Here is a 15,346-nt window from a genome sequence, read left to right on the forward strand (position 1 = left end):
GGCGTGAGCGCCATGGATGGCGCGACCGAGCTTACATGGATGTACTTGCAGCGTCCCCCGCAACCGGACCCACCCCGCCATCCCTCAGTAAACCAGCTTCTGCTCTGGCTCTGGCTCGTAGCGGGTGCAGGGCGCAGCCCTGCATCAACCAACCCCCTACTTCTTCAGGAAGTTGTCCACCAGCAGATGCTTCACGTCGTCGAAGCGGCCGTTCAACACCGCCTTGGTCGCATACAGCGCCGTACCGGCCACCTGCTTGGCCTCGATCTGCGGCGGCATCACCAGCTCGGCGCGGCTGGTGTGCACATCCAGCAGCGCCGGGCCGCGTTGGGCCAGGAAGTCCTGCACCGCTTCCTCCAGATCCTCGCTGCGGGTCACGGTGCGGCCGTGGAAGCCGATCACCTCGGCCAGGCGACCGAAGTCCGGGTTCTTCAGGTCGGTATAGTTGTCCAGAAGGCCTTCCACCTTCTGCTCCAGCTCGACGAAATTCAACGAGCCGTTGTTGAACACCACCACCTTGATCGGCAGGTTTTCCTGCACGGCCGTCAACAGATCGCCCAACAGCATCGCCAGGCCACCATCGCCGGACAGCGAGATCACCTGCCGACCCGGGAACGCCTTCTGCAGGCCCAGTGCCTGTGGCATCGCGTTGGCCATCGTGCCGTGCAGCAGGCTGGTCAGCGTGCGGCGGCGTCCGTTGACGCGGATGTGGCGCAACACCCACACCATCGGCGAGCCACCGTCGGCGGTGAACAGTGCATCATCGGTGGCGTACTTCGACAGCAGCGCGGTCAGGTGCTGCGGATGGATCAGCTCGCCTTCGCCCGGCTGCTCTTCCTGCTCGCGCTTCCTCAGTGCCTTGTCACGGCGCTCGATGCACTCGTCCAGGAAACTGCTGTCCTCGCGCGGCGGCAGCATCGGCAGCAAGGCGTCCAGCGTCGGCGCGATATCACCGACCACGCCAAGGTTCACCGGATGGCGGCGGCCGAGGTGGCTGCCATCGCGGTCGACCTGGATGATGGTGGCCTTGTCCGGGTAGAACTGGCCCCAGGCAAAGTCGGCGCCGAGCAGCAGCAGCGTGTCGCAATCCATCAGCGTGTGAAAGCCGGATTCGATGCCGAAGATGCCGGTCATGCCCATGTTGTACGGGTTGTCCGGCTCGACGAAATCCTTGGCGCGCGAGGTGTGCGCCACCGGCGCCTGCAGGCGCCGGGCCAGCTCCAGCAGTTGCGCGTGTGCGCCCTGGCAACCGGCACCAGCGTAGACACCAATGCGCTTGCCCTGCCCCAACAACTCGGCGACACGCTGCAGTTCCGCGTCGGACGGGCGCAGTACCGGCTGGGTGTAGTGCACCGAGAACGGCACATCGTGCTTCACCTCGGCCTCGCTGATGTCAGCCGGCAGGATCACTACGGCGACGCCGCGACGGCTGATCGCGGCCTGGCAGGCCAGCGCCACCACGCGTCGCGCCTGTTCGGCACTGTGCACCTGCTCGCAGAACACCGTGCAGCTGCCATACACCGCCTTGAAGTCCACTTCCTGCGGGAACTCCATGCCCAGCTCGCTGGTGACGATCTGGCTGGCGATCAACACCATCGGCGCGCGGTTGCGATTGCTCTCGAAGATGCCATTGATGAAATGCAGACCTCCCGGGCCGCAGGAGCCAGCACACGCAGTCAACTGGCCGCTGACCAGCGAATCCGCGCCTGCGGCGAATGCGGCCACTTCCTCATGTCGTACGTGCACCCAGGCGATGTCACTGCCATGCATCGCATCGGTCACATGATTGAGCGTATCGCCCACGATGCCGTAGCAACGGCGGACACCAGCCTGCTGCAGGGCGTCCACCACGATTTCGGCCACGCGCTTGCTCATCGGATACATCCTCGAACGGGGGAACGTCCGAGGCTAGACCCGATGAAGTGATGCCACCGCAAAAAAAGGGGACGGAGGGAATTAAGTCGTTAACGGCACAAACGACTTAATTCCCTCCGTCCCCTTTCTTCTTCAATCGTTGACGTTGATCCAACCTTCCACCGCGCCCAGCTTCGGATTGCGGTAGCGCAGCTTCATCCAGCCATCCTGTTCATCCAGCATTTCCACACGGTCGCCCTGCACCAGATAACGCTTGGTGCTGGATGCACCGGGTCGGTCGAACAGGAACAGGCGCGCTGGCACCACGGTGGCCTGCTGGCCACGCAGCGGCCCATTCGGCGGTGCGCCCAGGCCGTCAGCGATGGCGGTCTCCAGCACACGACCGGCGGGATCATAGGTACGCCAGACCGCCAACGGGCCCTGCTCGTCGCTCTGTTCCCATTGCAACGCGGCGTTCACCGTGTCGCCCAGCATCAGCACACTCTCGCTGCGGTAGAGGTAGAGCTTCGCACCTGCAAACCGGTACTGGTCGGCGTACCACATCGGGCCGCTACGGCAGCTGCTGGTCAGGGTTCGAGTGGCAGCATCCACGCTCAACCCCATCAGGTCACCGCAGCTGTCCTTGCCATGGGTGTCGGCCTGCAGCGCGCGGAACCCGGCACTGGCCGGGTCGAAGCGGTACACCGCCACCGCCTCGTTGACCATGCCCACCGATGCACGCGCGACCAGTTCCGGGTAGCCATCGAAATCGACGTCTTCCAGCGACCAGCGCGAATTGCCATCGGCATCCGCCGCACCCGCCAGCGTCTGGCGCTTGCCTGACGGTGACAGCTGCACCGCGATGCTGCCGTCCTGCTGGGGATCGGCGTGCGCCTGCACGTGAGCGGCCACCTGGAAGCGTAGCGTTTCGCCCTCGTCCCCACTTGCCTGCGCCGACGGTGCCAGCACACCTGCCAATACCAGGCCCAGCAGGCATTCCCTGTAGTTCATCATCGCTCCCTGCGGCACCGCGGCGGCACCTTCAACTCAGAACGATACCTCGACCGCTTGCCGCGACCACAGCACCGATTGATGCTTGGTCTGCTGCTTCCACGCCAGGCGGATCGCTTCGATATCAGCACGGCGCTGCGGGGTGTCCTCGTGCAGCACCACCAGCACCTTGGTGCGCAGGCGGTTGGGCGCGGCATCACCGCGGAACAGCCATTGGCCATAGGCATCGAACACGGTCAGTCCATCCGGGAAGCGCGGGGTCACTTCCTTGTCCAGGAAGGTGCGCCACTGCGTCTCGCTGATGGTGTCGGCCTGCGGACGGTTGCCGGCGCCCTGCTCCTCGCCCACGCCGAAGTACAGCTCACTGCGCACCCAGCCGTGGCCGGCGGACGGGCGTGCGGCATCACCCTTCAGTTCGGCGGTGGTGGCCGTGGCATAGGCGCTGGGCGCCTGAGAGGACAGGCTGGCGCAGCCACTGGTGGCCAGCAGCACGGCGAAGACGAGGCCAAGGTGTTTCATCGGTACAGCTCCGGGGAAGGGGGACAGAGGCGAGCCGGCAGCGTACAGCGCCACTGGCCCGGCGTGCTGATGCCAGCAGGGCATCAGCTCATGCCGGACCGGCAGGGACTTGCATCTGCACCGGCCATCACGCGAAGATAATATATCGCTTCATCCGGATGGATGTAAGTGAAACTATCTCCCCCTTCCCCGTCGTCGTTGTTGCTGGAGCCCCCATGTCCATCCGCCTGCCCGCGTCGCCGCTCGGCCTCGCCATCGCCCTCGCGCTTTCCTCCACCGCCGTCCCGGCTCTAGCCCAGGACGCCACCAACCTGGACACGGTGATCGTCACCGGCACACGCGCGGCCGACCGCACCGTGCTCGAATCCACCTCGCCGGTGGATGTGCTCACCGCCGAGGACATCCGCAAGGCCGGCGTGGTCAACGGTGAGCTGGGCAGTGCGCTGCAGGCCCTGCTGCCGTCGTTCAACTTCCCACGCCAGTCCAACTCCGGCGGCGCCGACCACGTGCGCGCCGCACAGCTGCGTGGCCTGTCGCCGGACCAGGTGCTGGTGCTGGTCAATGGCAAGCGCCGCCACCACACCGCGCTGGTCAACACCGACAGCAAGATCGGCAAGGGCACCACGCCGGTCGACTTCAATTCGATCCCGGTCAGCGCGATCAAGCGCATCGAAGTGCTGCGCGACGGCGCCGGTGCGCTGTACGGCTCGGACGCCGTGGCCGGCGTGATCAACGTGATCCTCGACAACGGCGGCGACGGTGGCGAGATAGAGGCCAGCTACGGCGCCAACCACACCGACCTCAAGCCGATCGGCCGCACCCTCACCGACGGCCAGATCGGCAACATCAGCGCCAAGGTCGGCACCTCGCTGGGCGAGGACGGCGGCTTCCTGCGTATCGGCCTTGAGTACAAGCACCGCAACGGCACCAACCGTGCCGGCTTCGACCAGATTCCGCCGTGGGACCAGACGCCGGACAACCTGGCGCTGCAGGGCAAGCGCAACTACGTGCTGGGCGATGGCAAGAGCAAGGACATCAACCTGTGGCTGAACACCGAGATTCCGGTAGGCCAGACGTCGACGTTCTACGCGTTCGGCACCTTCAACCAGCGTGATACCGAAGGTGCGAACTACTTCCGCTACCCCGATGGCGATGCCAACTGGAAGCAGGTCTATCCGAACGGTTACCGGCCGATCTCCGAAGGCGAGAACCGCGACGTGCAGGCGGTGGCCGGCGTGCGCGGCCAGTGGGGTGAATGGAGCTACGACGGCAGCCTGGATTACGGCCAGAACGACTTCACCTACCGCCTGCGTGATTCGCTCAACGCGTCGCTGGGCCCGACCAGCCCGACCCGCTTCAAGACCGCCGACTACGAATACGCACAGACCGTGGGCAACCTCGACCTGAGTCGTGTGTTCACCCAGAGCGACAGCATCAGCCACACCCTGGGCCTGGGCGTGGAAGCACGGCACGAGCGCTACCAGACCCGTCCCGGCGACCCGGCCAGCTACGCCGCCGGCCCTTACACCGATCGCCCGACCGGCTCGCAGGCCGGTGGCGGCCTGACGCCGCAGGATGCGGCCCGCCTGTCGCGCGACGTGGCCAGCGCCTACGCCAGCCTGTCCAGCCAGTTCGGCGAGAAGTTCTCCTCCGATCTGGCCGCACGCTACGAGCACAACGACGACTTCGGCGGTGAACTGACCGGCAAGCTCGGCCTGCGCTATGAATTCACCCCGGCGTTCGCGCTGCGCGGTGCCATCTCCAACAACTTCCGTGCGCCGTCGCTGGCGCAGATCGGCTACGAATCCACCTCCACCGGCTACAACGCCGGCGGACAGCTGGTGCAGGGCCGCCTGTTGTCGGTCAACAATCCGATCGCCCGTGGCCTGGGTGCGCAGAACCTGAAGCCGGAAAAGTCGATCAATACCTCGCTGGGCTTCACCAGCCGCATCGGCGAGCACTTCGACCTGTCGCTGGACTTCTTCCAGATCGACATCGATGACCGCATCGCGCTGTCGGAGAGCATCACCGGCGATGCGCTGACCGACTACGTGGCCGCCAATTACGGCGTCACTGGCCTGCAGAGCGCCAGCTTCTTCGTCAACGCGGCCGATACCCGCACCCGCGGCGCCGAACTGGTGAGCAACTGGCGGCAATCGCTGGGCAACGGCCAGCTGCTGCTGACCGGCACCTACGCGTACACCAAGACCACACTGAAGAACGTGCTGGCCACGCCGGCACAGCTCCGTGCACTGAACCCGGACTACGTACTGTTCGGCATTGAAGAGACCAATACCCTCACCGATGCCACGCCGCGTACGCGTGGCAGCTTCTCGGCAGCCTGGAGCAACGACCACTGGTCGCTGAGCACCCGCGTGAACCGCTATGGCAGCGCCACCCGCGTGTTCAACTTCGGTGACGGCTACATCCCGCGCCAGACCTACCAGGCCGAATGGCAGCTGGATGCCGAAGTCGAGTACCGCATCACTCCGCAGTGGAGCGTGGCCATCGGCGGCCAGAACCTGACCGACAACTACCCGGATCGATCCAACAGCGATATCCACTACTTCGGCAACCTGCCGTACGACGTGCTGTCGCCGATCGGCAGCAACGGCGCGTATTACTACGGCCGCGTCCGCTATACGTTCTGATTCATCAGTCCGGTAGTGCCGGCCGCTGGCCGGCAACCTCAGGGTGCATCCAGGGGCCATGACGGTGCCGGCCAGCGGCCGGCACTACCAGATCCGTAGCCTGCCCTCGACCCCACGTACACGCCCACGCTGGCAAGCTGGGCGTCATGGCTGAACCGCTCCCCCTGCGTCCGCCACCGCCATTGCTGGATGACGCCTGCGCGTTGTTCCTCGATGTCGACGGCACCCTGATCGAATTCGCTGCACGCCCGGATGCCGTGCAGTTGCTGCCGGATGTGCGTGAAGCCATCGGCCGCATCAGCGACCGCCTGGAAGGTGCCGTGGCACTGGTCAGTGGTCGCCCGCTTGAGCAGCTGGATCAACTGTTCGCTCCCCTGAAATTGCCCGCCGCCGGCCTGCATGGCCACGAACTGCGCGGCGAAGACGGTCGCGTCCTGCGCGACGAACACGACGACGACACCGCCGAGTGGCTGCACGCGCTGCACCAGCAGGCGATGCGCTTCGCCCATGGCCATCCCGGCGTGCTGGTGGAAGACAAGGGCGTCGGCCTGGCGCTGCATTGGCGCGGTGCGCCGCACGCGGCAAGTGATGTGCGCGCCTTCGCCGACCGCCATGTGCGTGGCCGTGCCAGCTATCGCCTGCAGCCCGGTGACCATGTCGTCGAATTCGTTCCGGTCGGCACCGACAAGGGACGTGCCGTGCGCCGGATGATGCAGTACCTGCCGTTCCGCGGCCGCCTGCCGGTGTTCCTCGGCGATGACCTGACCGATGAGTTCGGCTTCGACGCCGCCAATGGCCAGCATGGCTGGAGCGTACTGGTAGGCGAACGGGAACCCAGCAAAGCCGTGTTCGCGCTGCCCGACATACGCAGTGTGCACGCCTGGCTGCGTGAGAATGCCTATTGACCCGGCCACCCCACGGCCGCAACCGAGATGTACCGCGTGATGACCCAACCCGATCTTGATCTGGGCGTGGTCGGCAACGGCAGCTTCGGCGCCCTGGTCGACAAACGTGCCCGCGTTGTCTGGAGCTGCCTGCCCACCTTCGACGGCGACCCCACCTTCTGTGCCCTGCTCGGCCCCAACCAGCAGACGGGTGGCGACTTCGCCATCGAGCTGGAGGATTTCGCGAGCAGCGAGCAGGAATACCTGACCAACACCGCGATCCTGCGTACCGTGCTGCGCGACGCGCACGGTGGTGAACTGGAAATCCTTGATTTCGCCCCGCGCTGGCGCCAGAACGACCGTTTCTACCGGCCGGTCAGCCTGATCCGCCAGTTACGACCACTGGCCGGCAGCCCACGCATCACCGTGCACGCACGGCCACTGGCCGACTGGGGCGCACGCGTGCCCGAGTCCACCTGGGGCAGCAACCACGTGCGCTGGATCCTGCCCGAACACGTGCTGCGGCTGACCACCGACGTGCCGGTGCGCTTCGTGCGCGATGGCCTGCCGTTCGTGCTCAACCATCCCATCCACCTGATCCTGGGCGTGGATGAATCGCTCAACCGCTCGATCAGTGGCTATGTGCAGGAAGCCTTCCAGCGCACCCGCGACTACTGGCGCGAATGGGTGCGCTACCTGTCCATTCCGCTGGAATGGCAGGACGCGGTGATCCGCAGTGCGATCACCCTGAAGCTGTGCCAGTACGAGGACAGCGGCGCGATCATCGCGGCAATGACCACCTCCATTCCAGAAGCGCCCGGCAGCGTGCGCAACTGGGACTACCGTTACTGCTGGCTGCGTGATGCTGCGTTCGTGGTGCGCGCACTGAACCGCCTCGGCGCAACGCGCACGATGGAACAGTTCCTCGGCTATATCTTCAACCTGGCCACCACCGATGGCACGTTGCAGCCGCTGTATGGCATCGGCTTCGAGGCTAAGCTGGACGAGGACGAAGTACCCAGCCTGTCCGGCTACCGCGGCATGGGCCCGGTGCGGCGCGGCAACCTGGCCTGGGTGCAGCGCCAGCACGATGTCTACGGCAGCGTGGTGCTGGCGTCCACGCAGTTGTTCTTCGACCGCCGCCTGCAGGACCCGGGCGATGCGCACACCTTCGCCCGCCTGGAACCCTTGGGTGAACAGGCGTTCGCCCTGCACGACGTACCCGACGCCGGCCTGTGGGAATTCCGCGGCCGCACCGAGGTGCACACCTACACCAGCGCGATGTGCTGGGCAGCGTGCGATCGCCTGTGCAAGATCGCCGTGCGCCTGAAGCGCGATGACCGCGCCCATTACTGGCGCGAGCGTGCCGACACCATCCATGCGCGCATCATGGCCGAGTCCTGGAGCGAGGAGCTGGGCCACTTCACCGATACCTTTGGTGGCCATCGGCTGGATGCCTCGTTGCTGCTGCTGGCCGACATCGGCTTCATCGACGCGATGGATGCGCGCTTCATCGCCACCGTCGACGCCATCGGCCGCGACCTCAAGCATGGCAACTCGCTGTACCGCTATGTCGCGCCGGATGACTTCGGCGAACCGGAAACCAGCTTCACCATCTGCACCTTCTGGTACATCGATGCGCTGGCGGCGATCGGGCGCATGGACGAAGCACGCGGGATGTTCGAGCTGCTGCTGAAACAGCGCAACCACCTGGGCCTGCTGTCGGAGGATCTGGCCTTCGACAGCGGCGAGGCCTGGGGCAATTTCCCGCAGACCTATTCGCACGTCGGCCTGATCACCGCCGCGATGCGCCTGTCGCGGTCCTGGCAGGAGGCATCGTGAGTCGTCTGGTGGTGGTTTCAAACCGCGTGGCCGTACCGGGCGAGAACCGCGCCGGTGGGCTGGCGGTGGGCCTGCTGGCCGCGCTGAAGGAACGTGGCGGCATGTGGTTCGGCTGGAGCGGCAAGAGCGTGCGCGACGGCAGCGGCACGCTGCACACACAGAAGGACGGTGACATCGAATTCGTCACCCTGGACCTGAGCAAGCGCGAGGTGGATGGCTACTACAACGGTTTCGCCAATCGCACCCTCTGGCCGTTGCTGCACTTCCGCCTGGATCTGGTCGACTACGACCGGGGTACCCGCGAGACCTACCATAAGGTCAACGCGCTGTTCGCCGACAAGCTCGCGCCGCTGCTGCGCGAGGACGACATCGTCTGGATCCACGACTACCACCTGATCCCGCTTGGTGCGCTGCTGCGCGAGCGTGGCATCGGCTGCCGCATCGGTTTCTTCCTGCACATCCCGATGCCGTCGGCCGATCTGCTGCAGGCCATGCCCGACCACCTTCGGTTGTTCTCCGCGCTGTACGCCTACGATCTGGTCGGCTTCCAGACCCAGCGCGACGCCGATCGCTTCCAGACCTACCTGCGCCTGTTCGGCGGCGGCCGCGTGCTCGACAACGGCGAGCTGGAAGCACCGGGCGGGCGCCGCTTCCGTGCGGCGGCGTTCCCGATCGGTATCGACACCGAGCTGATCGCGCGACAGGCCGGCACCGCCGCCACCAAGGCCGCTGTGAAGAACCTGCGCAACAGCCTGCGTGACCGCCAGCTGGCGATCGGCGTGGATCGCCTGGACTATTCCAAGGGCCTGCCCGAACGCTTCCTCGGCTTCGAGCGCTACCTGGAGCGCCATCCGGATCAGCGCGGCTCGCTGACCTACCTGCAGATCGCCCCGGTCTCGCGCGGCGATGTCACCGAGTACCGGCAGCTGCGCAGCCAGCTGGAACAGATCGCCGGGCACATCAACGGTGGGCACGCCGAACCGGACTGGACGCCGCTGCGCTACGTCAACCAGAACTTCACCCACGCCACCCTCACCGGCTTCTACCGGGCGGCGGCGGTAGGCCTGGTCACGCCGCTGCGCGATGGCATGAACCTGGTAGCCAAGGAGTACGTGGCCTCGCAGGACCCGGAAGACCCCGGCGTGCTGGTGCTGTCGCTGCTGGCCGGCGCCGCCGACGAACTCAAGCAGGCGCTGCTGGTGAACCCGCATGATCTGGACGGCGTGGCCGACGCCATCGCCACCGCGGCAACGATGTCGCTGCGCAGGCGCAAGGAACGCTGGCACGCGATGATGGAGCACCTGCGCACCTACGACATCAACCACTGGCGCCGCAGCTATCTGGACGCGCTGGAAGGTTGAGGGAAAAAGGGGACGGAGGGGATTAAGTCGTTTGTGCACAAACGACTTAATCCCCTCCGTCCCCTTTTTTCTTCAATCCAGGAACCGCGCGGCCTGCTCCGGTGCGGGCAGGTAACAGGCGTCATGCCGCCCGAACCAGCGGTAGCGGTTGCGGGCCAGCGCGCGGTACGCGGCATCACGCCAGCTGCGCGGCAGCACGCGCAATGCACCGGTCAGACGCCAGACGCCGCCCAGCCCCGCCAGCACGCGCAGGATCGCATCGGTATCGGTCCAGGCGCCCTGTTCGTCCAGCAGCAGGAACGACATCGGGTCCTGCGGGTCCAGCCCATGCGCGCGCAACATCGCACTGCCCTGCGCGCCCTGCATCGCCGCAAAGCGGTAGCGGCCCTTGCGGTCGAAACGCAGCAGGAAGCGCACCCAGCGGTTGCACAGCGCGCACACGCCATCGAACACGATCACCGCGCTGCCGGCCTCGGCGGCGGAATCACTGCGGTTCGAGCCAGCCTTCATAGCGGATCAGGGCTCCGGCCCAGGGCAAGGTCACATCGACCAGGAAAGTGTAACGCTCACCCTGCCAGGCTTCGCGGCAACGCACACCACCAAACCAGCGCCTCGGCAGCGGCAGCAGCCCGAACGCCCAGACCCGCCGCACCGACCAGTCGATGCCACCGTCGCGGGCCTGCAGATCAAATTCGAAGCGCACCGCGCCCAACTGCTCGCGCAGGTACCCCTCGTGCGCCCACAGCCGCGACACCATCGGCCAGCGGCCAAACCGCCTCGCCCATTGCTCGCCCTGCCCGTGGGCACTGAACGCCACTTCGGTGGGCAGCGCGTCGCCGTCCTTCGGCAACTGCGCCAACGCGGCCAGCAGCGGCACCAGCCAGTGCCGCCCTCTCACGATGCGCGCCTGCCCCACGTAGCGGCACGGCAACGGCGCGGCATGCAGCGCCTGCACCGGCGTGGCCAGGGTGGCGAAGGCCGGCCCCAGCACGCGCGTGAACAACGGCGTGGTCAGGGCGCGATCCAGGCCAGGGTCGCCATGCGCCCGGTGCGACGGTCGCGCCGGTGCGAATACAGGTCGGGATCGGCCATCGTCGACACCGTGCCGCCATACACCTGCGCCGGGTCCATGCCCGCCGCCTGCAGGCGCTGACGTGCCAGGGCGAACAGGTCCACCTTCCAGTGCCCCTGGCGTGTCGCCACAAACGCCGCCTCGGCCGCCGGATCATGGCCGACGAAGGCGTGGAAGACCTCTTCGCCGATCTCGTAGTCGGCCGGCCCGGCCGCCGGGCCCAGCCACGCGCGCAGCTGCGCGGGCGGGGTCTGCATGGCGGCCACGGTGGCCTCCAGCATGCCGTCGGCCAGCCCGCGCCATCCAGCGTGAGCGGCGCCCACCTCGCTACCGTCGGCAGCGGCGAACACCACCGGCAGGCAGTCGGCGGTCAGGATCGCCAGCACCACGCCGGGCACCGAGGTCACCGCAGCGTCGGCCACCGGTTCGCTTGCGCCTGGCACCGGCGGCGTTGTGAAACGCAGCACCGTGCTGCTATGCACCTGGCGCAGCCAGTGCGGTGCCGAGGGCAGCGCCAGCCCCTGCTGCAGCAGCTGGCGGTTGTGCTCCACGTTGGCAGGGGTATCACCATCGGCCGCGTGCCGGTTGCCCAGGTTGAACTGCGCGAACGGCGCCGGCGAAATGCCCGCACCGTGCCGACGCGTGGTCAGCGCATGGACGCCCGGAGGCGCCGGCCAGTCCGCCTGCAGCAAAGGCAACGCGGCGGCCATCACCAGCGGTCCCGCTCGCGTGCGGCGAAGGCTTCGCTGTCTTCGCGCAGCACCTTCAACAGGTGCAGCATGTCGTCCGGCACCGGCGCGGTGTTGCGCACCGGCTCACCGGTGATCGGGTGCGTGAACTCCAGGGTCTCGGCGTGCAGGGCCTGGCGCTTGAAGCCGCGCAGCGCGGCTACCAGCTCATCGCTGGCGCCCTTGGGCAGCTTCAGCGCACCGCCGTACAGCGGGTCACCGATGATCGGATGGCGCACGTGCGCCATGTGCACGCGGATCTGATGGGTACGGCCGGTTTCCAGGCGGCACTCCAGCGCAGTGTGCGCACGGAAGCGCTCGCGCAGGCGGTAATGGGTGATTGCTTCCTTGCCGTCCTCGCGCACGGCCATCTTCAGGCGGTCGCGTGGGTGGCGGTCGATCGGGGCATCGGCGGTACCGCCGGCCACCAGCGCACCCATCACGATGGCCAGGTACTGGCGGTGCACGTCGCGCGCGGCCAGCTGCTCGACCAGTGCGGTCTGCGCTTCCAGGGTCTTGGCCACCACCATCACGCCGCTGGTGTCCTTGTCCAGGCGGTGCACGATGCCGGCGCGCGGCAGCACCGCCACCGACGGGTCGCGGAACAGCAGGGCGTTGACCAGGGTGCCGCTGTGGTTGCCCGCGCCCGGGTGCACCACCAGGCCGACCGGCTTGTTGATCACCAGCAGGTGCTCGTCCTCGAACAGCACGTCCAGCGGGATGTCCTCCGGCTGGGCGTCGGTCTGGGTCTCGAGCACCACATTGAGGGTCACGAGCTCGCCGCCGCGCAGCGGATCGCGCGGGCGCACCTGGGCGCCGTCCAGCAGCACCTCACCGGCCTTGATCCACTCGGTCAGGCGCGAACGCGAGTATTCGGGGAACAGTTCGGCCACCACGGCGTCGAAACGACGGCCGGCAGCGGTGTCGGGGACGATGGCCTGGCGGGCCGATTCAGAGGGTTGTTCAGACATGGCAGGGGGCATTCTTTGAAATTTTGGGGTCCCGGCGGCCGGTTTCAGTCGCTGGACAGGACACTAGGCTATCATCGACCCTTCGTATTCCAGCCGCGTCCCGCCTCGACCCCATGATCCGACGCTCCGCCATGCTCTCCGCGCCCGTCCGCCTCACCGCCCTGCTGCTGGTGCTGGTCATCGCCGCCACCGGCTGCCACCGTGGTGCCAAGAAGGGCGATCGCCCCGATGAAGGGACGCCGGTCGAACAGTTGTACGAGAAGAGCCACAAGCTGATGCAGGGTGGCAACTGGAGCGGCGCCGAAGCCAGCTTCCGCCGCCTGGTGGCCCAGTATCCGTACGGTCCGTACACCGAGCAGGCGATGATCGAGACCGCCTACGCCCAGTACAAGGCCGGCAAGCACGATGACGCGGTGTCCAGCATCGACCGCTTCATCCGTACCTACCCGACCCATCGCAACATCGCGTACCTGTACTACCTGCGCGGCCTGGCCAACTCCAACCGCAGTACGGTTTTCCTGCGTCGCGTATGGTCGCTGGATGCCAGCCGCCGCGACCTGTCCACGCCGCACCAGGCGTATTCGGACTTCAACATCGTGGTGGACCGCTACCCCAACAGCCGCTACGCCGCCGATGCGCGCCAGCGCATGCTGGAGCTGCGTGACGTGTTCGCCCAGCATGAGCTGGACAACGCCCTGTACTACATGCGCCGCGGCGCCTGGGTCTCGGCCGCCGGCCGCGCCAACTACCTGCTGGAAACCTACCCGCAGAGCGCCTTCCAGTACGACGCCGTGGCTGTGCTGGCCGATTCCTACACCCACCTGGGCAACAAGACCCTGGCCGACGATGCCCGCCGCGTCCTGCAGCTGAACCAGCCGGACCACCCGTGGCTGGAAGGCAAGTGGCCGAAGTACCCGTGGATGATCCGCAAGCTGAACCCGTTCGCCGGCGAGAAATCCGCCAGCACCGGCCAGCGCAACGCGCGACTGGAAAAGAAGTAAGAGAGGGCCCCGAAAGGGGCCTTTTCTTTGTCGGTAGATCCACGCCATGCGTGGATGGTTCGTACGCCCATGGACCACGACACTAGGAATTCTACGAATTCCCGGCGGATGCGACGCCGGTCGCATCCCGCTCCGGCGACGCCCTCCACACTGCGGCGCAACGGCCATCCCGGCCGTGAAGGAGCGCCCCATGACCCTACCGCCCGGCCGTTTCCGCCCCCTCGCCTGCCTCCTCGCCACCGCCGTGCTGGCGCTGTCCTCGGGCCCCCTGGCTGCCGCACCGGGTGCACCGGGCGATCTGCTGTCTGCTGCCCCCTATCGCGCGTCATGGGTGCCGTCCAAGGCTGCGCAGGCCTACAAGCTCCACTACCGCACCCCGGATCTTCGCGGCCAGCTGGCCGAAGGCACCGGCCTGCTGTACCTGCCCGCCGGCGCGGCTCCAGCGGGCGGCTGGCCGGTGGTGTCCTGGGCACATGGCACCCAGGGCATCGCCGATCGCTGCGCGCCCTCGGTGTCCGGCCCCTACCAACCCGAACGCGACGGGCGCTTCCTCGATCAGTTTCTGGCCCAGGGCTATGCGGTCGTCGCCGCGGACTACCAGGGGCTCGGCAGCCCCGGCGAGCATGCCTATCTGCACGTCAGCACGGCCGCGCGCAATGCCATCGACCTGGTCAAGGCCAGCCGCCAGTACCTGGGCAACGCAGCGTTGTCGCCGCGCTGGGTCTCTGTTGGTCATTCACAGGGTGGCGCTGCAGCCCTCACAGCCGGGCATCTGGCGCCCACCTATGGTGGTCCTTCCCTGCACTACCGTGGCAGCTTCACCACCGGCACGCCTACCGCAGTCGAGCTGACCGCGCTGGTGATGAAGCCCGACAACCGCACCGCCAATCCTGGCGCGCTCAACGCCTATCACGCGTACCTGCTTGATGGCCTGCTGCAGGTCGCGCCGCAGATCGACCGCGTCCTCAGCGACACCGGCCGCGCCCGCGTGGCAGTGGCACGCGAGCAGTGCCTGGGCGAACTGGCCGCCACGCTGGACGGTGCGGATACCGGCAGCATGTTCACTGCACCGCTGACCAGCGTGCCGGGCATCTGGGCGGTGCTGTACGACTATCTCGGCGTACCGCGCCGCGGCTTCAGCCAACCGCTGATGCTCGGCCACGGCAGCGAGGACCGCGATGTGCCCTATCTGACCACCCTGCTGTATGCCGCAGGCCTGGCCCTGCGAGGCGAGCCGGTCGCGTTCCGGCGTTACCCGGTCGACCACCGCGGCACGCTGGATGCGGCGGCGGCGGATGGCCTGGCGTTTGTGCGGGCACGGCTGGGGGACGGACGCTTCAACGACGCTGCGGAAACCGCCAGCCTCGAACAGTTGCTTGAGGACGCCCGGTAGATCCACGCCATGCGTGGATGCGCGGTATACGGGTTGCCGGCCAGCGGCCGGCACTACCG

At 67.1% G+C, this 15,346-nt stretch carries 13 protein-coding genes; 6 read left to right on the forward strand and 7 right to left on the reverse strand.

From position 1 onward, the window contains the following. Positions 1-156: 156 nt before the first annotated feature. From QRO95_RS14350 to QRO95_RS14360, 3 genes are all read right to left on the reverse strand, one after another. Complete coding sequence (locus tag QRO95_RS14350; protein WP_285302850.1) at positions 157-1,875, reverse strand: thiamine pyrophosphate-dependent enzyme; 1,719 nt, start codon at positions 1,873-1,875, stop codon at positions 157-159. 132 nt (positions 1,876-2,007) lie between these two features. Next, complete coding sequence (locus QRO95_RS14355) at positions 2,008-2,865, reverse strand: SH3 domain-containing protein (RefSeq protein WP_285302851.1); 858 nt, start codon at positions 2,863-2,865, stop codon at positions 2,008-2,010. Between the two features lie 36 nt (positions 2,866-2,901). Further along, positions 2,902-3,384 (reverse strand): DUF3574 domain-containing protein, encoded by a 483-nt coding sequence (locus tag QRO95_RS14360; protein ID WP_121504690.1) that lies wholly within the window; start codon positions 3,382-3,384, stop codon positions 2,902-2,904. 215 nt (positions 3,385-3,599) lie between these two features. Here QRO95_RS14360 and QRO95_RS14365 point away from each other — a divergent pair, with 215 nt between their 5' ends. From QRO95_RS14365 to otsA, 4 genes are all read left to right on the forward strand, one after another. Beyond that, a complete protein-coding gene (locus QRO95_RS14365) occupies positions 3,600-6,035 on the forward strand; it encodes a TonB-dependent siderophore receptor (protein WP_285302852.1) in 2,436 nt (811 codons plus the stop codon). 146 nt (positions 6,036-6,181) lie between these two features. Then, positions 6,182-6,940, forward strand: coding sequence for a trehalose-phosphatase (otsB, locus tag QRO95_RS14370; RefSeq protein ID WP_032128814.1), 759 nt, complete (start codon positions 6,182-6,184; stop codon positions 6,938-6,940). Positions 6,941-6,979: 39 nt separating this feature from the next. Then, complete coding sequence (locus QRO95_RS14375) at positions 6,980-8,761, forward strand: glycoside hydrolase family 15 protein (protein WP_285302853.1); 1,782 nt, start codon at positions 6,980-6,982, stop codon at positions 8,759-8,761. Next, the gene (gene otsA, locus QRO95_RS14380) at positions 8,758-10,122 is read left to right on the forward strand and encodes an alpha,alpha-trehalose-phosphate synthase (UDP-forming) (protein ID WP_032128815.1); all 1,365 of its coding nucleotides are present in this window, start codon (positions 8,758-8,760) and stop codon (positions 10,120-10,122) included. Before QRO95_RS14375 ends, otsA begins: the two co-directional genes overlap by 4 nt. A gap of 72 nt (positions 10,123-10,194) precedes the next feature. Here otsA and QRO95_RS14385 read toward each other — a convergent pair whose 3' ends face one another. The 4 genes from QRO95_RS14385 to rluD are packed head-to-tail and all read right to left on the reverse strand — an operon-like array spanning position 10,195 to position 12,893. Beyond that, the gene (locus tag QRO95_RS14385) at positions 10,195-10,632 is read right to left on the reverse strand and encodes a thiol-disulfide oxidoreductase DCC family protein (protein WP_132810675.1); all 438 of its coding nucleotides are present in this window, start codon (positions 10,630-10,632) and stop codon (positions 10,195-10,197) included. Beyond that, positions 10,607-11,113 (reverse strand): DUF4166 domain-containing protein, encoded by a 507-nt coding sequence (locus QRO95_RS14390; RefSeq protein ID WP_032128841.1) that lies wholly within the window; start codon positions 11,111-11,113, stop codon positions 10,607-10,609. The genes QRO95_RS14385 and QRO95_RS14390 overlap by 26 nt, the downstream gene beginning before the upstream one ends. A gap of 20 nt (positions 11,114-11,133) precedes the next feature. Continuing rightward, a complete protein-coding gene (gene pgeF / locus QRO95_RS14395; RefSeq protein ID WP_032128817.1) occupies positions 11,134-11,904 on the reverse strand; it encodes a peptidoglycan editing factor PgeF in 771 nt (256 codons plus the stop codon). Continuing rightward, on the reverse strand, positions 11,904-12,893 hold the full coding sequence (rluD, locus tag QRO95_RS14400) for a 23S rRNA pseudouridine(1911/1915/1917) synthase RluD (protein ID WP_285302854.1): 990 nt from the start codon (positions 12,891-12,893) through the stop codon (positions 11,904-11,906). Before rluD ends, pgeF begins: the two co-directional genes overlap by 1 nt. A gap of 113 nt (positions 12,894-13,006) precedes the next feature. Here rluD and QRO95_RS14405 point away from each other — a divergent pair, with 113 nt between their 5' ends. Both QRO95_RS14405 and QRO95_RS14410 read left to right on the forward strand, forming a co-directional pair. Next, on the forward strand, positions 13,007-13,894 hold the full coding sequence (locus tag QRO95_RS14405; RefSeq protein ID WP_029379759.1) for an outer membrane protein assembly factor BamD: 888 nt from the start codon (positions 13,007-13,009) through the stop codon (positions 13,892-13,894). A 190-nt stretch (positions 13,895-14,084) separates the two neighbouring features. Beyond that, the gene (locus QRO95_RS14410) at positions 14,085-15,287 is read left to right on the forward strand and encodes a lipase family protein (protein ID WP_285302855.1); all 1,203 of its coding nucleotides are present in this window, start codon (positions 14,085-14,087) and stop codon (positions 15,285-15,287) included. The last annotated feature ends 59 nt before the right edge of the window (positions 15,288-15,346 follow it).

This window comes from Stenotrophomonas maltophilia group sp. Smal13 (assembly GCF_030236855.1).
GTDB classification, from domain to species: domain Bacteria; phylum Pseudomonadota; class Gammaproteobacteria; order Xanthomonadales; family Xanthomonadaceae; genus Stenotrophomonas; species Stenotrophomonas maltophilia_A.